The organism is Phenylobacterium sp. J367, assembly GCF_024699985.1.
Classification (GTDB): domain Bacteria; phylum Pseudomonadota; class Alphaproteobacteria; order Caulobacterales; family Caulobacteraceae; genus Phenylobacterium.
Genome location: NZ_JAJONA010000001.1, coordinates 3,157,237 through 3,175,387, shown reverse-complemented (window position 1 = coordinate 3,175,387; position 18,151 = coordinate 3,157,237). Strand labels below are relative to the sequence as shown.

At 71.1% G+C, this 18,151-nt stretch carries 12 protein-coding genes, 1 tRNA gene and 4 pseudogenes; 5 read left to right on the top strand and 12 right to left on the bottom strand.

Features of this window, described 5'->3' with window-relative positions; genetic code table 11:
- The first annotated feature begins 152 nt into the window (after positions 1–152).
- A complete protein-coding gene (gcvA, locus tag LRS04_RS16980) occupies positions 153–1,109 on the top strand; it encodes a transcriptional regulator GcvA (protein WP_257817351.1) in 957 nt (318 codons plus the stop codon).
- Here gcvA and LRS04_RS16975 read toward each other — a convergent pair.
- A complete protein-coding gene (locus LRS04_RS16975; RefSeq protein ID WP_257817350.1) occupies positions 1,106–1,429 on the bottom strand; it encodes an Hpt domain-containing protein in 324 nt (107 codons plus the stop codon). The two genes, gcvA and LRS04_RS16975, sit on opposite strands and share 4 nt — an antisense overlap.
- A 96-nt stretch (positions 1,430–1,525) precedes the next feature.
- Here LRS04_RS16975 and LRS04_RS16970 point away from each other — a divergent pair.
- A tRNA-Lys gene (locus tag LRS04_RS16970) sits at positions 1,526–1,601 on the top strand.
- 248 nt (positions 1,602–1,849) lie between these two features.
- On the opposite strand, the gene LRS04_RS16965 is transcribed toward LRS04_RS16970, so the two are convergent.
- From LRS04_RS16965 to LRS04_RS16940, 5 genes are all read right to left on the bottom strand, one after another.
- The gene (locus LRS04_RS16965; protein WP_257817349.1) at positions 1,850–3,412 is read right to left on the bottom strand and encodes an HWE histidine kinase domain-containing protein; all 1,563 of its coding nucleotides are present in this window, start codon (positions 3,410–3,412) and stop codon (positions 1,850–1,852) included.
- A 14-nt stretch (positions 3,413–3,426) separates the two neighbouring features.
- Entirely contained in the window at positions 3,427–4,638 is a 1,212-nt protein-coding gene (locus LRS04_RS16960; protein ID WP_257817348.1) for a GAF domain-containing sensor histidine kinase, read from the bottom strand.
- 210 nt (positions 4,639–4,848) lie between these two features.
- Positions 4,849–6,849: a PDZ domain-containing protein gene (locus tag LRS04_RS27025; protein WP_308238168.1), complete on the bottom strand. Its 2,001-nt coding sequence runs from the start codon at positions 6,847–6,849 to the stop codon at positions 4,849–4,851.
- A gap of 108 nt (positions 6,850–6,957) precedes the next feature.
- Complete coding sequence (locus LRS04_RS16945) at positions 6,958–7,620, bottom strand: PDZ domain-containing protein (RefSeq protein ID WP_257817347.1); 663 nt, start codon at positions 7,618–7,620, stop codon at positions 6,958–6,960.
- Positions 7,621–7,759: 139 nt separating this feature from the next.
- Positions 7,760–8,335, bottom strand: coding sequence for a hypothetical protein (locus LRS04_RS16940; RefSeq protein ID WP_308238167.1), 576 nt, complete (start codon positions 8,333–8,335; stop codon positions 7,760–7,762).
- Here LRS04_RS16940 and LRS04_RS27020 point away from each other — a divergent pair.
- A pseudogene (locus tag LRS04_RS27020) lies at positions 8,334–9,296 on the top strand (Gfo/Idh/MocA family protein); the annotation flags it as partial. The gene LRS04_RS16940 and the pseudogene LRS04_RS27020 sit on opposite strands and share 2 nt — an antisense overlap.
- A 274-nt stretch (positions 9,297–9,570) precedes the next feature.
- Complete coding sequence (locus tag LRS04_RS16925) at positions 9,571–9,951, top strand: hypothetical protein (protein WP_257819269.1); 381 nt, start codon at positions 9,571–9,573, stop codon at positions 9,949–9,951.
- A 16-nt stretch (positions 9,952–9,967) separates the two neighbouring features.
- Here LRS04_RS16925 and LRS04_RS16920 read toward each other — a convergent pair.
- From LRS04_RS16920 to LRS04_RS16890, 5 genes and pseudogenes are all read right to left on the bottom strand, one after another.
- Positions 9,968–11,771: pseudogene (locus LRS04_RS16920) on the bottom strand (IlvD/Edd family dehydratase).
- A 48-nt stretch (positions 11,772–11,819) separates the two neighbouring features.
- A pseudogene (yjfF, locus tag LRS04_RS16915) lies at positions 11,820–12,752 on the bottom strand (galactofuranose ABC transporter, permease protein YjfF); the annotation flags it as partial.
- A complete protein-coding gene (locus tag LRS04_RS16910) occupies positions 12,749–13,183 on the bottom strand; it encodes an ABC transporter permease (RefSeq protein WP_257817344.1) in 435 nt (144 codons plus the stop codon). The gene LRS04_RS16910 and the pseudogene yjfF, both read right to left, overlap by 4 nt.
- A gap of 281 nt (positions 13,184–13,464) precedes the next feature.
- Positions 13,465–15,264 (bottom strand): annotated as a pseudogene (locus LRS04_RS28195) (ATP-binding cassette domain-containing protein); the annotation flags it as partial.
- Complete coding sequence (locus LRS04_RS16890) at positions 15,264–16,229, bottom strand: ABC transporter substrate-binding protein (protein WP_308238166.1); 966 nt, start codon at positions 16,227–16,229, stop codon at positions 15,264–15,266. The gene LRS04_RS16890 and the pseudogene LRS04_RS28195, both read right to left, overlap by 1 nt.
- 112 nt (positions 16,230–16,341) lie before the next feature.
- On the opposite strand from LRS04_RS16890, the gene araD1 reads away from it, so the two are divergent.
- Complete coding sequence (gene araD1, locus LRS04_RS16885) at positions 16,342–17,337, top strand: AraD1 family protein (protein ID WP_257817340.1); 996 nt, start codon at positions 16,342–16,344, stop codon at positions 17,335–17,337.
- Positions 17,338–17,343: 6 nt separating this feature from the next.
- On the opposite strand, the gene LRS04_RS16880 is transcribed toward araD1, so the two are convergent.
- Positions 17,344–18,147, bottom strand: coding sequence for a FadR/GntR family transcriptional regulator (locus tag LRS04_RS16880; RefSeq protein WP_257817339.1), 804 nt, complete (start codon positions 18,145–18,147; stop codon positions 17,344–17,346).
- Between the last annotated feature and the right edge of the window lie 4 nt (positions 18,148–18,151).

Here is an 18,151-nt window from a genome sequence, read left to right as displayed (position 1 = left end):
GCTTCGCCCTGAGTCAGAGACGGGACCCCTGGCCCGTCCCGCCTCGAGCCCGCCGATGAAAAGGGCCAATACAGCGGCGGACGCTTGCAAATAGGTGTCGGGCGGTCCAATTCGCAACGGCAAGACTTCTGTCGGGGCTGTCAGAGAATCTTATGGAACGAACGCCCGAGCGCCGCCGCCTGCCGCCCCTGAACGCGCTGCGGGCATTCGAGGCGGCGGCGCGCCACCTGAACTTCAGCCGGGCGGCGGACGAGCTCTCCGTGACGCCCGGGGCGGTCTCCCAACAGATCCAGAATCTCGAGGACTATGTGGGCGCGGCGCTCTTCAAGCGCACCCCCAAGGGCCTGCTGCTGACCGACGCCGCCCAGACGGCTCTGCCGGCCCTTCGGGAGGCCTTCGACCGCCTTGCCGAGGCGGCCAGCCTGCTCACCGCCGCGGTGGACGGCCGGCGCCTGACGATCACCGCGCCCCCCTCCTTCGCCGCCAAATGGCTGGTGCCGAGGCTCGGCGCCTTCGAGCGCGCCCATCCGCAGGTGGACGTCTGGCTCTCCGCCGGCATGGAACTCGTCGACCTCACCGCCGGCGAGGTCGACCTGGCGATCCGCTATGGCGCCGGCCGCTATCCGGGCCTGGAGGTCAAGCGCCTCGTCAGCGAGACCGTCATCCCCGTGATCAGCCCGGAGCTCCTGAAGGAGGTCCCCCTCGATACGCCGGAAGACCTCAAGAACCACATCCTGCTGCACGACGGCTCGCCGGAGATCGACGACAGCTGCCCGGACTGGCCCATGTGGCTGGCCGCCCGCGGCCTGCGCGGTATCGACGGCCACCGCGGGCCGCGGTTCAACCAGTCGAGCCTGGTGATTGAGGCCGCCGCCAACGGCCGGGGCGTGGCGCTGGCCAAGCGGACCCTCGCCCAGGCCGACCTCGACGCCGGCCGCCTGATCGCGCCGCTGCAGATCGCCACCGCCGTCGACTTCGCCTACTACCTCGTCCATCCCAAGGCGAAGGGCCGCCTGCCCCAGGTGAAGGCCTTCATCAGCTGGATCGAGGCCGAGGCCGCCGCCCACGAAGCAGCGCTGGCCGCCATCGACCACGGCGCGGGAATCTAGCTCCGCTTCGCCCGGTAGAGGCGGATCTCGGCCACCGCGTCGTCGAGCGCCGCCTTCGCGGCGGGCAGGTCCTCGGTCGCGCCGAATTCCGCCGTCTCGCACGCGTCGCCGAGCGTCCGGGCGCCGATGCCCCTCGCGGCGCCCTTGATGGTGTGCGTCACGGCGCGCCAGTCCGGGTTCGAGGAGTCAAGGCCCTCCGCCCAGCTCTCGGCCTGCTGGCAAAAGAGCGCGAGGACGTCGAGAACCACCTCCATGTCGCCAGCGGCGAAACCTTCGAGGTAAGCAAAATCAATAATTTGCGTCTGATCGCTCGCCGTCACGCAACAACTCCGCCTACACGCCTTGCCAAGCCCGCGATTTCGCGTATTTTCCGCGCCCTCGCCGCCGGCCGACCCTTGGGTCTCCGGAGCCGGGACGGGTGTATAGCTCAGTTGGTAGAGCAGCTGACTCTTAATCAGCGGGTCCAAGGTTCGAATCCTTGTACACCCACCAAACTCTTCTCTCGCTTTTCGAGCCTTGCAGGGCCCAGGACGCGGAGCGCCTTCCCGCTCCCAGCGGAGGGACGCGTTCGGATTGGCTGCGATCACCTCATGAACCTGCGCAGCGCGACGTCGCCCACGCCCGGGGGCCGAGTGTGGATGAACTGCAGGGTGCAAGCCTCCATGCGTCAGACCGTCCACCAGGTGTGGGACGCCGACAGCGGACTGACGCGACCTCGTCTGCCGCCGCGCGGGTGCGGATCAGGGGGCCGGATCGGCCCGCAGCGTGACCACCAGCCCGGTTTCGGGCCACGCCAGGTTCACGCTGGCGCCCAGCTGCCGCGCCACCTGATGGATGAGCCGTGACCCGAGGCCGCCGTCCGCGGGCGGGGTGACGGGAGGGCCGCCGGTCTCGCGCCAGGTCAGGGACATGAGGCGACCGCCGGCCTGGCTCCAGCTGATCTCCAGCCTGCCGGCCGGTTCGGAGAGCGCCCCGTGCTTCGACGCGTTGGCGGCAAGTTCGTGCAGGATCATGCACATGGGCTGCACCTGCTCGACCTCCAGCATGAGGTCGTCGCCGGAGAGGCCCACGCGGTCCAGAGACGTGACGGCCTCGACCTCGGCCTGGATCAGATCCCTGAGCCGGGCGCCCTGCCAGTTGGTGCGGGCCAGCGACGACTGCGCGCGCGCCAGGACGTCGATCCGGTCGCCGACCGCCGCCTTGAGCTGCGTCGGATCGCTCCCCTTGCTCAGGCGGAGCACGGACTGGACAACCGCGAGCACGTTGCGGGACCGGTGATCGACCTCGCGCATGAGCAGTTCGCGCGCGGCGTCGGCCGCCTTGCGCTCGCTGAGGTCCTGAACCTCGAGGATCGTGCCGACCGCGCGGGACTCCTCGTCCAGGATCGGGCTCGCGGTGAAGGCGATCGGGTAGAAGCTGCCATCCCGCCGTACGAACATCTCCTCGCCCTGCATCCGGGCGCGGTCCGGAAACGCCCGGTCGATGGGACATTCCTCGAGCGGATACGGACTTCCGTCCGGGCGCGTGTGGTGCACCATCTCGTGCAGGGTCCGGCCGGCGGTCTCGGCGAAGGTATAGCCGGTCAGCGTCTCGGCAGCGGCGTTCATGTAGGCGCACCGCTGGCGTTCATCCATCAGGAAGACGGCAACCGTCGCGTTGTCGAGAATCGCGTTCAGCCGGCGATGCGCGTCCGCCAGTTCGCCCTCGCGGCGAAGCAAGGACTCCAGCAGATCCGGTCCTTCCTCGTCCGTCGCCGGCGGCGGGTCGCGGGACGCGCGGCGCTGATCGTCGAGCTGCTCGGCGAGCCAGATCCGTTCGAGGGCGCTCGCGGCGCAGCTGCCGAGGGCGCCGAGCAACTCGACGTCGGCCGGGCTGTGCTGACGGGTATGGTCCCAGTAGGCCCCGAAGGCCGCGTAGGCGCGGCCCTCGCCGATCGGCGTCATGATCAGGCTGCGCACGAAGGTGGACCGGTAGATTTCGTGCGGGATCCGATTGTCCAGGTAGATGTCGGAGATGACCGCCGGCGCCCCGTTCAGCATCGCCCATCCCGAGACACACTCTTCCATGGGGAAGCGCCGCTCCGGCCACAGTGCGCTCCCGGCGTCGTCGGCAAGGTAGTGGCACAGGCCCTCCGCCCGCGCGACCACCGCCACGCCGCGCGCCAGGGTCAGGGTGCGCACGGCGTGGCGCAGGACCTCCAGCACCTCGCTCGTGCGCGTCGCCGCCGTGAGCTCGTGCACGGCCAGGTACAGGCGGCTGAGGGAAACCGGAGCGGCTTCGGCCGCGGGCGGGGGGTCGGTCATGGCCAGCTTTCCGGCTATTCGGCCATGGCGACAGGCGCCCCGGCCGACGTTTCGACGCCGACCGGCATGCGGAAGGAGAAGCGGGTCCGGGTCTCGTCGCTCTCGACGCTGAGCTCACCGCCGTGGGCGGCCGCGATCTGCGCGCAGATCCACAGCCCGAGCCCGAGGCCCTCCTGGCGCGGACGCACGGACGAGCGGCTGAAGGGCTGGAACAGCTTCGCGCGTGCGACCTCCGGGATCGGCTCGCCGCCGTTGACGACGGAGATCTCCAGGCGTCCGTCGACGATCCCCGCCTGGACACGGATCGGCTCGGTCGGAGACCCGTGAGTGAGCGCGTTGGCCAGCAGGTTCGACAGAAGCTGCGCCAGGCGCCGGGCGTCCGCCTCGACGCTTGCGGGAAGCCGGATGTCCGTACGGATCTCGCGATCCTGATGGGCCAGTTGCAGCTCGCGGACCACCTGCGTGAGGGCGCCCTGAAGGTCCGCGTCCGCCCTGCGGTCCACGTGGAACCCGCCGCCGAGCCGTCCGCGGGCGAGGTCCAGCAGGTTGTCGATCAGGCCCGCGATACGATCGACGCTCTCGCCCATGCCCTGCACGATCGTGTGAGCCCGGGCGTCGAGCTCCGCCTTCCGCAGCAGGTGGAGCCCACCGGCGATCGAGGCCAGCGGGTTGCGAAGATCATGACCCAGGACGGCGATGAACTGCTCCCGCAGCTCCGCCGTCTCGTGCGCCGAGACGACGGCCTGCTGGCTGATCTCGAGCCGGCGTTGCGCGGCGAGCTGTGCGCCGATGAGCTCGGCGAAGAGTTCGAACGTCTTCAGCGCCGTCGAGGCCTTGAGCGCCCGGGGCTTGGGATCGATGGCGCAGAGCGTTCCGAAGAACTCGCCCTCGTAGCGGATCGGGACCGAGATGTAGCTCTGGAAGCCGTACTGCGCCGGCGTGGCGTGGCCGCGGAACGCGGCGTCCTCGTCGACGTGGTCGATCACCACGGCGTCACCGCTCGCCCGGATTTCGTCGCAAATGGTGGTGACCACATCGAGCTCGCTCCCGGGCTCGAGCCCGAAGGCGATCTCGTCCCGCACGGCGCAGGCCACCCAGCGGTCATCCGTCACCCGCGCGACGGCCGCAAAGCCCATCCCCGTCGAACGGCAGATCACTTCCAGGAGCTTGGGAACGGCGTCGATCGACGCGATGGCCGCGACGTCAGCCTGTACATCCAGCGGCATCCGTCGCCTCACGCACTCGTTGAGACGGCAATCTGCCCGGAATGGTTGCAAGGCGCCAGTGCCGATCGGTGGGGCCAATCCGCGCGCCAACGGCTTGCCGCCCTTGCGGAAGCTCACAGCGTAGAGCGTGACCTGTGTCCCCTCGTAGCCCCACCAAACGAGGCGCGAGCAGTCGCAGCCGACCCTGGGCGGATGGTCAGCGGTGGTCACTCAAGGGGTGCATGACGTCCGGTCCTTCCGGCAACGGTAGCTGATGCGTCCGGCCACGTATTCGACCCCGAACAGCGCCGGCACGTCCTTGTGAAACGCGGCGTCGATCGCGTGGCCACAGCCGAAGGCGCGGTAGCCGCCCGCCGTTCCAAGGTCGCGAACAGGGCCCTTGCCGCCGCAGGTCGAGAGCATCGCCGAGGTCCAGTTGGCCTTCTCGAAGTTCACGTAGTTCATCTGCAGCGGGCCCTCGCACCGCCAGTTCTTGAACTGCGCTTGCGGCCCCTTCAGCTCGCAAAGCGTGACGCCCTCAGGGCGCTGCACGTATTCCACGGCGGCGCCTGTTCGGGGCGGCTGTCCCGTCCCGGTCCGGGATGGCGGCGGGCCGGAGTTCCCGGCGCCGCTCTGGCCGCTGGCCCCGCCATTCGCAACGCCGCTGGCTTGGCGGCCGCCGGCGGGGCTCGCCTTCGGCGGCTCCTCGCAGCGGAGGTTGTGCGCCCCGATCACGCGGCCGTCGAGACAGACCTGGCCCCGGCCCGCTTCCTGCCGCGCAAGCTCAGTCCGATCGGCTTGGCCGGACGGTGCGGCCACCGGCGCGGGGAGCCCGGACACCGGCGTCTGCCCGAGCACGCCCGTTCCGGCCTTGGTTTGGGCATACTGCCTGACCTGTTCGGTTACCCCGAACTGGCCGGCCAGGGCATCGTTCTCGCGAAGCCTCTCGCGCCAGAGCTGGAGCTGCTGGGCATCGCCGCGGGTCGCCGCCTCGCGCAGCTTCTGTTCTATCCCCGCACGAGCGTTGCCAAAGGCGATGGTCGCAGCCTGGCGATCCTGCGCGACCTTCGCCGTCTGCTGCCGGGTTTTCGCCTCGGCGTCCGCCGCCGCCAGCGCGGCCTGCTCACGCCGCTGGATATCGGCCTGGGCCTGGGCCCGGGCGATCGTCGCGTTCAGGCGCGCGGCCCCCTCGGCGTTCTTCCGCTCGAGCGCGGCGTTGCCGGCATTGAGGGTCTCCAGCATGTTCGGCAGGGACCCGTCCTCGCGCATCGCCGGCATCTCGGCCCCGGAGAAGCCCACAACGAGGCCTTGGAGGGCCGCGCCCCACATCTGTCGCCGGTCCGCCGCGGCCTGTTCTTCCGCCCGGCGGCGCTGCTCGGCTGCGACCTGCCGCTGGCGGACCTGCTCACGCCAAGCCAGGGTCTCCTTGGCTGTCTGCTCACGGATCACGACGCGATAGGGCAGCGGGCTCGCGGGCCCGGAGACCATCAGGTAGGTCTTGGCGCCCGCCTGGGTCGCGAAGTTGATGCCGAAGTCCTTCTTGCCATCGGCGCCGGCTGCAGAGGTGGACGGCGCCCCGAAGGCGCACTGACCCTGCATGGCGTGGACGCGCATCGGCGCGCCGTTGGGCGTCACGACGGCGATGAGGTTCCGGGCCCCAGGGTCGGCGATCTCAAGGCAGTCCTCGCGCTTGCCCCAATCGGACGTGGCGTCGCTCTCCTCCAAGATCCCGGCAAAAGCCTCTCCGATGCGGATCCTGTCGAACGTAAGCCCGGCCCCGCTTAGGCCGTTGAGCTGCTTCATCAGCGAATAGCCGCGCGCCTCGGTTCGTTGCGCGTTGAGCTTCGGCGCGGCCTTCGGGGCCTCGGCGAGCTTCAGGCCGACATCCAGGATCTGTTCACCGCGCACCAGACGCAGGCGCACGGCCTGATGCACCCTGAGCGTCTGCGCGTGCTTGAGGAACGGCCCGACCTCGGAGAAGGGCTGCCCATCCACCGCAACGATGAGGTCGCCGGTGCGAACGCCCGCCGCGGCGGCGGGCCCGCGGGGATCCACGGCGAAGACGCGCACCGCCTTGGTCCCGTCGTCCGGCGCTCCCGCCATCACACCGCTCCACCCCACAGTCCCCGGCACGCCGGCCTTGTCGACCTCGGCCCGGAGCGCAGTGCAGGTCGCCACGCTGGCCGGCGCGTCGCCCGTGCAGAGACGCTCGTACGCTGCGCGGACCTTCACCGCATCCGGCGGCTGGGCGAGCGCCGCCGCGCTCCCCCTAAGGCCAGCGTGCTCAAGATGATGGCGGCTCGCATCAGCGGCTCCTGCGGGAGGGTGGGACGTCGATCTTCACGGCGGCGCAGGGCTCGGTCCTCGCCCGCGGCGAGCCGGCGGCGCGGAGGCGCCCTTCGCGGACGCCGATGAGAAATCCTTCGGGCTTAGCGCCGGCGCCGCCGCCAGCGTGCGCTCCGCCTCGGTGAGCATGGCGGCGCAGGTCTCCACGCTCAGCTTCCGGGCGTCCGGCGCGCACAGCCGCCGGTGGAGCGCCATCACCTCGGCCTCTCGGGCCTCGGCGGCTTCCCTGGCAAGGGCCGCGTCGAGGTCGCGCTTCATGCTGGCGCAGGTCGCTGCGCCGAGCTTCTCGTCGCCCTTTCCGCACATCTGCAGGTAGGCCTTCTGCGCGGTCTCCATGGGGCCCGGCGCGTGCCCCGCCCCCAGCGGGCCCGCCCCCGCGCCGGGCGCCGGAGCGAGCCGCACGGCATTGCGGAGCATCCGTCCATTGCGCAACGCCCAAGCCTGAACCTCAAGGCCCGGCGCCTGCGTCTCGAGCCAGGCCTCCAAGGCGCCCTGGTCGCGGGCGTGCACCTGGGGACGCTTGAGGTAGGCGTCCCGGGGCCCGTCCGTTCTCACCAGGTAGATCAACAGGTCGCCGGGCTGCAGGCCGCTGGCCTCGGCGGGGCTGCCCGGGACGACCTCCGTCACCAACAGGCCCTGCGCCCCCCTTCTGGACACCCGGGTCGCCGCGGGCCGAAGAACGCGCCCCTGGCGTCGGACGCAGCCGGCGCGCCGTCCTGGCTGGCGTGCGCCGCATGTGGCGCAAGGCCGCCCAGAAGGAAGAGGAGCAGCGACAGAGCTGCAAGGGGTCGCGACCTCACCGCGAGCTCCGAGGACGAGGCGGAGCGACGTCGGCCTTCAGGGCTGCGCATGTCTCGGCGCTGACCTGCGGCGGCCCCGAGTTGCAGAGCTCCTCGTAGGCGCTCGTCAATTCGGAAGCCGGCTGCGCCTGCGCGGCGGCCCTCCTAGGCCCGGCAGGAATCGCCGCGCCAGGCGCGGAGGTCGGAGCCGCCAGCGTCCGCTTGGCTTCCGCCAGCATGGAGGCGCACGTCTCCTCGCTCAGCTTGCGGCCGGCCCCGCCGCAGAGCTGGCGATAGACGCCCATGACCTCGGCTTCGCGGGCCGCCGCCGCCTGGGCCGCCGTCGCGGCATCGAGATCGCGCCGCATGGCCCCGCAGGTGGCGGCGCTCAGCCGCTCCTGCCCCTTGCCGCACATCTGCAGATAGGCGGTGCGCGCCTCCTCCACCCCATCAGCCTGGGCCTTGGCCGCTGCGGTCTGGGTCGCCGCCCCGCCCGCGGAGCCCGGCTGGAACGTCCGGGCGCGCACGGTCGGGTCCAGCTTCCGGACGCGCAGCACGAAGGAATCCTTCTCCGGCTCCCGCGCCAGGGTCATGACTCCGGACCGCATAGTCGCCGCCGCCGGAGAAGAAACGAACGCGGCCATTGTCGCCGAGCGCCAGGGGCGCGGCCGGATCGTAGGGGGATACGCGGATCAGCTTGAAGTCAGCGCAATTTCCCACGCCGATCTCCAGGATCAGGCTCAGGTTGATCAGGTTCGAGATCTTGTTGTCCGGAGTCTGACGAAGCGAGATGTCGAACCCTTCGCCGGAGGTGGACGGCAGCATGGCGCACCGGACCGCGACCTGGCGGGCGCCCACCAGCGTCCGATCCTCGGCGGTGAAGTCGCCGCGGTACTCGATCCCCGCTTCGATCCGCTCCGTCCACGGGACAGGTGTCGAGGCCGGCGGCGGCGGATCGCCGGGCGCCGCGAGCGCCGATCCACCCGTGCCGGCGCCGATGATGAGCGCCAGTGCTACCGCCCGCCCCTGCCCGCTGAACGACATGAATCCCCGCTCGTTGGCGCGATTGTGGCGGAGGGGATCGGGCCGCGCGTCCCCAAAATGGGCTACGCAGCTTGGCGAAATGTCCCAGCCTGCGCTTCTTCTCGGCCGGCCGCCGACCGCGCGAATGCGGAGACGCGTCGCCCGCGCGCAGCTGATCAGAATCGGCCAACGCTCCGGACGCATCCGGTGAACAGTGAGGCACGGACCAACGCCATGTCTTCCGGCTGCCATACTCCGATCGGCGTGGTCGTCGTGGGCTGGGGCGCGATCGCGCGCGCGCAGCACCTTCCGGCGCTGGAGGCGTCGGCCGACTTCCAGATCGCCGGGATCGTCGACACCACCGAGACCGACGCGCCCTTCCCCATCCATCGATCGCTCGCGGCGCTGCTCGACACGGGCGCGGCGGTCGACGCCGTCTCCATCTGCACGCCGCCAGGGCCGCGCTTCGCCTGCGCGCGCGATGCTCTGGCGCGCGGCCTCCACGTCATGCTGGAGAAGCCGCCTGCGGCCACGGTCCGCGAGGCGCGACTGCTGGAGACCCTGGCCGGGGCGGCCGGACGCACCCTGTTCGCCAGCTGGCATTCGCGCGAGGCCGCCGCGGTGGACCGGGCGCGCGAATGGCTCTCCGACCGGCGCATCCGGTCCTTCCGCATCGACTGGCGGGAGGACGTCGAGAAGTGGCATCCGGGCCAGGCCTGGATCTGGCGGGCGCCGGGGATGGGCGTGTTCGACCCGGGCATCAATGCCCTGTCGATCCTCACCCACATCCTGCCGAGCGAGGTCCATGTGCGCGACGCCCGCCTCCTCGTGCCCGACGGCAAGGGAGACGCCGATCGCCGCGAAGCTGATTCTCGGCACGGCGGACGACGCTGTGGGCGAGGCGCACTTCGACTGGCGCGAGGTCGGCGCAGAGGTGTGGACCATCACCGTCGAGACCGACGCCGGGCGGCTGGCGTTGCTCGACGGCGGTGCGCGCCTCGTTCTCCCCGAGACCGCCTCCGCCGGACGCCCGGCCGTCGCGCTCGGCGGCGAGTACCCGCGGCTCTATGCGCGGTTCGCCGAACTGATCCGGGCGCGCGCCACGGAGGCGGACCTTCGCCCCCTGGAACTGGTCGCCGACGCCTTCCTGCGGAGCCGCCGGATCACGGCCGGCGATCTGCAATAGGCCACTCTGGCGGCCGTCAGTGGTTGTCGCGGGGGAGCCCGCGGGTTTCGGCGATACGCTGGAACTTCGTGGCGTCGGCGAGCGTCGCGCCGTCCTCCAGCTGGTTGACCAGGGCCCGCTGGATCTCCTGCCAGGGCGTCTGGCTGGCCGGATACGGGTAGCCCCCGGCGGCTTCCAGCTCGGCCCTTCGCGCCGCGATCTCGTCGGCGGGAATAAGCACGTCCACCCGGGCCTTGCGCAGGTCGATCCGCACCCGGTCGCCGGACTTCAGCAGCGCGAGCCCGCCGCCGGCCGCGGCTTCCGGGGAGGCGTTCAGGATCGAGGGCGACCCCGAGGTGCCCGACTGCCGCCCGTCGCCCAGGCAGGGGAAGCTGGGTGACGCCGGCGCGGATCAGGTAGTCCGGCGGCCTCATGTTCACCACCTCGGCCGCGCCCGGATAGCCGATCGGCCCGGCGCCGCGCATGAACATGACGCTGTGCTCGGTGAGGGCCAGCGACGGATCGTCGATGCGGCGGTGGTAGTCCTCGGGCCCGTCGAAGACGATCGCCACGCCCTCGAAGGCGTCCGGATCGTCCGGGTTCGAGAGGTAGCGGTCGCGGAAGTCCCGCGAGATCACCGAGGTCTTCATGATCGCTGAGTTGAAGAGGTTGCCGCGCATGACGATGAAGCCGGCGCGCTCGGCCAGCGGCCGGTCGAAGGGCCGGATCACAGCCTCGTCCTCGATCACGGCCCCGCGGTAGAGCTCGCCGATCGTCCGGCCGGTGACGGTGATGGCCGCCTCGCGGATCAGGTCCTGTTCGATGAGCTGGCCATAGACCGCAGGCACCCCGCCGGCGCGGTAGTAGTCCTCGCCCAGGTACTCGCCGGCCGGCTGGAGGTTGACCAGCAGCGGCACGTTCTCGCCATAGGCCTGCCAGTCGTCGACGGTGAGCTCGACGCCCATGTGGGCGGCCAGCGCATTGAGGTGGATCGGCGCGTTGGTGGAGCCGCCGATCGCCGAGTTCAGCACCACCGCATTGAGGAAGGCCTCGCGCGTCAGGATGGCCGAGGGCTTCAGGTCCTCCCGCACCATGTCGACGATCCGCCGGCCCGTCTCGTAGGCCATCTCCTGCCGGTCGCGGTAGGGCGCCGGGATCGCCGCCGAGCCCGGCAGGCTCATGCCGAGCGCCTCGGTCAGCGAGTTCATGGTCGTGGCCGTGCCCATGGTGTTGCAGTAGCCCGTGGACGGGGCGGAGGACGCCACCAGGCGGATGAAGCCCGCCTTGTCGATCTCGCCGGCGGCCAGCATCTCCCGCGCCCGCCAGACGATGGTGCCGGACCCGGTCCGCTGGCCCTTGTGCCAGCCGTTCAGCATCGGACCGACCGACAGGGCGATGGCGGGGATGTCGACGGTCGCAGCCGCCATCAGGCAGGCGGGCGTCGTCTTGTCGCAGCCAATGGTCAGCACCACGCCATCGATCGGGTAGCCGTAGAGGGTCTCCACCAGGCCGAGGTAGGCGAGGTTGCGGTCGAGGCCGGCGGTGGGTCGCTTGCCGGTCTCCTGGATCGGGTGGACCGGGAACTCCAGCACCACCCCGCCCGCGCTGCGGATGCCCTCGCGCACGCGCTCGGCGAGCACCAGGTGGTGGCGGTTGCAGGGCGACAGGTCCGACCCCGTCTGGGCGATGCCGATGATCGGCATCCCGGACTGCAGCTCCTCGAGCGACAGGCCGAAGTTCAGGTAGCGCTCCAGGTAGAGCGCGGTCATGTCCACGTTGTCCGGATTGTCGAACCAGGCGCGCGAGCGGAGCTTGCGTTCGGGTGTCGGGGGCGAGGTCATGGGCGTCGGGGCTCGATGTGGCTGGGGGGCGCCGGGGAGCTTCAGCAAGCCCTTCTGGAGCGCGATGAAGGCGAACAGCAGCAGGCCGATGGCGATCTTCGTCCACCAGCTCGACAGCCGGCCGTCGAAGTTGATGAACGTCAGGATCAGGCCCTGGATCAGGACGCCGATCAGGGCGCCGGCCATGGTCCCGACCCCGCCGGCGAGCAGCGCCCCGCCGATCACCACGGCGGCGATGGCGTCCAGTTCGGCGCCCACGCCGGTCAGGGGATAGGCGGCGCCGGTGTAGATCGAGGTCGCCACGCCGGCGAGCGCCGCCATGCCGCCGCTGATGGCATAGACGGAGACCGTCGTGCGCCCGACCCGGACCCCGGCCAGTTCAGCCGCCCGGGCGTCGCCGCCCACGGCGAAGACGTCCGCGCCGAAGCGGGTCATGTGCAGCAGGACGCCGCCGGCGACGAACGCGGCCAGCAGGATGAGAGCGACGAAGCCGAGGCGTCCGCCGCCGGGCAGGCGGAGCGAGAGGTCCGACAGGGTGTCGTAGAACGGATGATGCACCGGCACGGCCTCGGTCGTGAGGAGGAAGCTCACGCCGCGCGCCAGGAACATGGCCGTCAGGGTGACGATGAAGGCCGGCGCCTTCAGGTGATGGATCAGCCAGCCTATCCCGGCCCCGCCCAGCGCACCCAGCAGGACCGCAAGGGTGAAGGCGGGCAGCGGATGGAGCCCCAGCCGGGTCACCGCCAGGGCCACAAGGACGGACGACAGTCCCATCACGGCGCCGACGGACAGGTCGATGCCGCCCGAGATGACCACGAACGCCATGCCGACCGCGAGGATGCCCAGCACCGCATTGTCGGTGAGCAGGTTCGCCCCGACCCGCAGGCTCAGCATCGCCGGGTACTGGGCGGCGCAGAGGGCGTAGCCCGCCACGAAGACGATCACCGTCGCCAGCAGGGGAAGATTGCGCCGGAGGTTCACGCCGAACGCCCTCCCCGTCCGGCCGTCCGTCGCCCCAGGCGCTCGGCGAGCCAGGGCGACTGCAGGCACAGCACCACGCCCACGACGAGCGCCATGACCACCAGGTTGAACTCCGGCGGCAGGCCGGCGCGCAGGATCCCCGTCTTGATGGCCTGCAGCGCCAGGGCGCCGAGCACGGCCCGCGAGAGCGAGAACCGCCCGCCGTACAGCGAGCCGCCGCCCAGCACGACCGCGAGGATCGCATCCAGCTCCAGCCACAGGCCGACATTGTTCGCGTCCGCCGCCCGGATGTCGGCGGTGGCGATGAGGCCGGCGGTCGCGGCCAGCAGGCCCGACAGGGCGTAGACCCAGACGAGGACGCCGGCCGTGCGGACGCCGGCGAGGCGGCTGGCGCGCGCGTTGACCCCCCACCGCCTCGACGAACAGCCCAAGCGCCGTGCTGCGCGTGAGCCACAGGAGGATGGCCAGGGCCGCGAGGGCGATGACGATGGGCGCCGGCAGTCCGAGCACCGCGCCGCCGCCGATCCAGGCGAAGGCGGGATCGACGAAGGTGACGATCCGCCCCTCGGTGATCAGTTGCGCCACGCCCCGCCCGGCGACCATCAGGATCAGGGTGGCGACGATCGGCTCGATGCCCAGCGCCGTGACCAGGGAGGCCGTTCCAGAGGCCGCAGGCGAGGCCGGCGGCCAGGCCGACGGCGATGGCCATGGCCCACCCCTGGCCGGCGTTGATCGAGACGGCCGCCGCCGTGCCGGCGATGGCCATAACGGCGCCGACGGAGAGGTCGACGCCCCGCGTGGCGATCACCAGCGCCATGCCGAGCGCCAGCAGGATCGTGGGCGCGCCGCGGATCAGGATGTCGACCATCCCACCGAACAGCCGACCGTCCGTTACGCCGAGGTGGAAGAAGGCCGGCGAGACGATGCCGTTGGCGGCGACGGCGACGAGCAGCACCGCGAGCTGTGGCCACGCCTCCACGCTCCAGCGCCTGATGCTGGCGAGGGTCATGCCGCGGCGCCCGCGATGGCGGTCATCAGGTTCACGGGGCTGATCTCGTCGCCTTCCAGCACCCGTTCGACGCGGCGCTCGCGCATCACCACGACGCGGTCGGAATAGGCCGCCACCTCCTCCAGCTCGGAGGAGATCACATAGAGGCCGAGCCCCCCCGGCGCAGAGCTCCTCGAGCAGCGTCACGATCTCGGCGTGCGCGCCGACGTCGACGCCGCGTGTTGGCTCGTCGACGATCAGCAGCCGGGGTTCGATGGCGAGCCAACGGGCGAGCACCACCTTCTGCTGGTTTCCGCCGGAGAGCTGTTCGATCGGCTTGTCGGCGTCGGGCGTGCGGATATCCAGCCGCCGGATGTAGAGGTCGGCCAGCTCCTGCTGCCGCCGGCGCGGCAGAGGGCGCATCCAGCCCTGCCGGGCCTGGAGGGCGATGGCGATGTTCTCGCGGATCGACAGCGCGCCCAGGATGCCGTCGTGCTTGCGGTTCTCCGGCGTGAAGCCGACGCCCGCGCGCACCGCCTCGGGCGGGCCCCGGAAGCGCCCCTGTCGGCCGGCCAGGGTCACCTCGCCGCTGTCAGCCTTCACCGCGCCGAACATCAGGAGCGCCGTCTCGCTGCGGCCTGAGCCCAGCAGGCCGGCGACTCCCACGATCTCGCCCTGGCGGATCTCCAGGCTGAACGGTTCGACGAGGCCGCGCCGGCCCAGGTTCTCGAAGCTGGCGATGGTCTCGCCCGGCGCCGCGCGCCGGCTGCGCTCGAGGTGGGACGCGGCGAGCGTCCTGCCCAGCATCAGGGAGACCACGTCCAGGCGGGTCACCTCGCCGACGGCGCGCGCCCCGACCGTGCGGCCGTTTCGAAGCACCGTCAGCCGGTCGCAGACGGCGAAGACCTGTTCGAGGAAGTGGGTGATGAAGATCACCGCCAGCCCCTGCCCGGCCAGGCTCCGCATCACGCCGAACAGGACCTCGGTCTCCGCGGCGTCGAGGCTGGCCGTGGGTTCGTCGAGGATGAGCACCTTGGCGGAGAGATCGACGGCGCGCGCGATGGCGACGAGTTGCTGGACCGCCGTGGAATAGTCGCCGAGTGTCCGACCCACATCGATCTCGAGGCCGTAGGGCGCGAGGAGCGCACGCGCCTGCCGGTGCATTTCGCCACGCCGCACCAGACCGAAACGGGTCGGCTGCCGGCCCAGGAAGAGCACCTCGGCCACCGTCAGGTTCGCCGGCAGGTTGGCCTCCTGATAGACGGCGGCGATTCCCAGCCGGGCGGCGTCCGCCGGCCCTGCGGGACGGAGCCGTTCCCCGTCCAGCCGCACCTCGCCGGCATCGGCGGCGACCACGCCGGTCAGGACCGAGATCAGTGTCGACTTGCCGGCCCCGTTCTCGCCGAGGATCGCGTGGATCTCCCCGGCCCGCACGGTCAGGCGGACACGGTCCAACGCCTGGACGCCGGGATAGGCCTTGTCGACGTCCGTGACCTCCAGGCGGTGCGGACCGCCGTCGGCCATCAGTAGAGGTCCTTGCGCCGCGCGTACTCGGCCGCCGCCGTGTCCGGCAGGAACAGCGTCGAGGGCGTCTGGATCAGCTTCGGCGGCGCCTGCCCCGTCTTCCGGTAGGCGAGCAGGGCGTCCAGCGCCTTGGCGCCCATGTCGGGATCGAGCTCGACGGTCGCATTGGCGTCGCCGTCGGCCATGGCCTTGAAGATGTCGGGAACCGCGTCGATCGAGACCGTCAGCACGTCCTGGCCGGGATCGAGCCCCGCCTCCTTCATCGCCTGGATGGCGCCGATCATCATGTCGTCGTTGTGGGCGTAGACGGCGCAGATGTTACGGGGGCCCACAGCTTTGATGAAGCCCTCCATCACCTCCTTGCCCTTGGCGCGGGTGAACTCGCCGGACTGGGTGCGGACGATCTTCACGTTAGGCGCCTTGGCGATGGCCTGTTCGAAGCCCCGCTTGCGGTCAGCGACCAGGGTCGAACCCACGGTGCCCTGCAGTTCGACCACCGGACAGGCCTTCGTCCCGACCGCGCCCACCAGCCAGTCGCCCGCCACTGCGCCTTCCTTGGCGTTGTCGGCGCTCACTGAGGTCAGGAAGAGTTCGGGTTCGCGGGTCTGGATCTGGCGGTCGAGCAGGATCACCGGGATATCGGCGTCCTTGGCCTCGCGCAGGACGTCGTCCCAACCCGTCGACACGACCGGAGCGAGGAAGATCGCGTCGACGCCCTGCGCCACGAAGTTCCGGATCGCCTTGATCTGGTTCTCCTGCCGCTGCTGGGCGTCGTCGATCTTGAGGGTCACACCCCGCGCCTCGGCCGCCTTCTGGGCCATCCGGGTCTCGGCCGTGCGCCAGCCGGATTCCGAGCCGATCTGCGAGAACCCGACGGTGAGCGCGGCCTCGCCGGCCGGCTTGCCGCCGCCCTCCCCGCAGCTTGCCAGCATCAGGCCGAGCGCGGCCGCCGCGGCGAGTTTCACACGTCGGTTCATTTCCACCCCGGCCGTTCAGGCGCTCTAATTCGTATGACTATTTCCAAGCGCACTTTTGTGGGCCAGAAGCGATCCCGTCAACCGCTGTGGGAGATGAGGCATGTCGGTAAGGTTCGTGCAGGTGCGGGACGCGGCCGGCGCCCGCCGGCTCGCGCGGCTGGAGGCGGAGGGACCCGGCCGGGTCGTGGCGGGCGTCGCCAGCCTCTACGACCTCGCCGCCCGCGCCATGGCCACGGGCCGCTCCCTGGACGGCGCCGCCCTGGCCGCGGGCCTGGCCGAGGACCTCGATGTCGCCGCCGCCCTGGCCGAAGGGCGGGTTCTGGCGCCCATCGACCATCCGGACCCCGCGCACCTCTACCTGACCGGCACCGGCCTCACCCACCTCGGCTCGGCGGAGGGCCGGGACAAGATGCACCGCGACGCCCAGGCCGCAGAGACGCCGACCGACTCGATGCGGATGTTTCTGATGGGGGTCGAGGGCGGAAAGCCCGCCGCGGGCGAGATCGGGGTTCAGCCGGAGTGGTTCTACAAGGGCGACGGGTCGAGCGTCGTCGGGCCCGGCCAGCCCCTCACCTCCCCCGGATTCGCCCTCGACGCGGGCGAGGAGCCCGAGATCGCCGGGATCTACATCATCGCCCCGGACGGCCGTCCCCGTCGGCTGGGCTTCTGCCTGGCGAACGAGTTCTCGGACCACGTCACCGAGCGCGGCAACTACCTCTGGCTCGCCCACTCGAAACTGCGGCCCGCCGCGCTCGGTCCGGAGCTGCTGACCGGCGACCTGCCGGCCGACGTGCGCGGCGTCAGCCGCATCCGCCGGGGCAATGAGGTGGTCTGGGAGAAGCCCTTCCTGACCGGCGAGGAGAACATGAGCCACGCGCTGGCCAACCTCGAGCATCACCACTTCAAGTACGGGCTGTTCCGCCGGCCGGGCGACGTCCACGTGCACTTCTTCGGCACGGCGACCCTGTCGTTCTCGGAGGGCGTGAAGGTCCAGCCCGGCGACACCTTCGAGATCGAGGCCGAGCCTTTCCGGTTTCCGGCCCGCAACGCCCTCGCCGTGGCGGCCGACCCGGAGATCCGCGTCGAAGCGCTCTGAACCGGATCAGGGCCGGCGCTCGCCCTCGGTCCCGTAGCGCTCGTCGCCCGCTGAAATGACCGCCAGCATGGCGGTCGCTGCCCCGGGACCGTCCTTCCGCGCGATGGCGTCGACGATCGCCCCGTGGGCGTCGGCCACCTGCGCCTGCAGTTCGGCGCTGTCGACCGGAGAGGTCCGGGAGAAGCTCGCCACGAGGACAGTCTCGATCACCGCCGCCAGGGACCGCATCAGCACATTGCCGCTGGCGGCCGCGACGGCGAGGTGGAACTCGAGATCGGCGACGGCGAAGCGCTCGGCCGTCTGCCCGGGGACCCGCATCTGCGCCACGCACTCGCGCAGCTCCTCGATCTCCGAGGGCGTGGCCCGCTGGGCGGCCAGCGCCGCGGCGCTGGGCTCCACCGCCCGGCGGATCTCGACAAGCGACTGCCGGAAGGGCTCGTCGATCCCGAGATCGGCCTTCCAGGACAGCACCTCGGCGTCGAACAGATTCCAGTTCACCGGGTCCAGCACGCGCGTGCCCACCCGGGTCTTTTGAACCACCAGTCCCTTGGCGGCGAGGGTCTTCAGCGCTTCGCGCAGGATCGGGCGCGAAATCTGGAAGCGGGTGAGGAGTTCCGGCTCCGATGGCAGGTTCGCGCCCGGCGGATATCGCCCCGAGATGATCTCCGACCCCAGCGCACGCACCACCTGGCCGTGGCTCGACAGGGTACGCCGCGGCGCGAGCGGACTGAAATGCAGCGGGTGGACCTTCGGCAGGGCGTGCTTCTCCGGAGTGGGCGGCGGCCGGCGCAGCCGTCCCGGCGCCGTCATATCA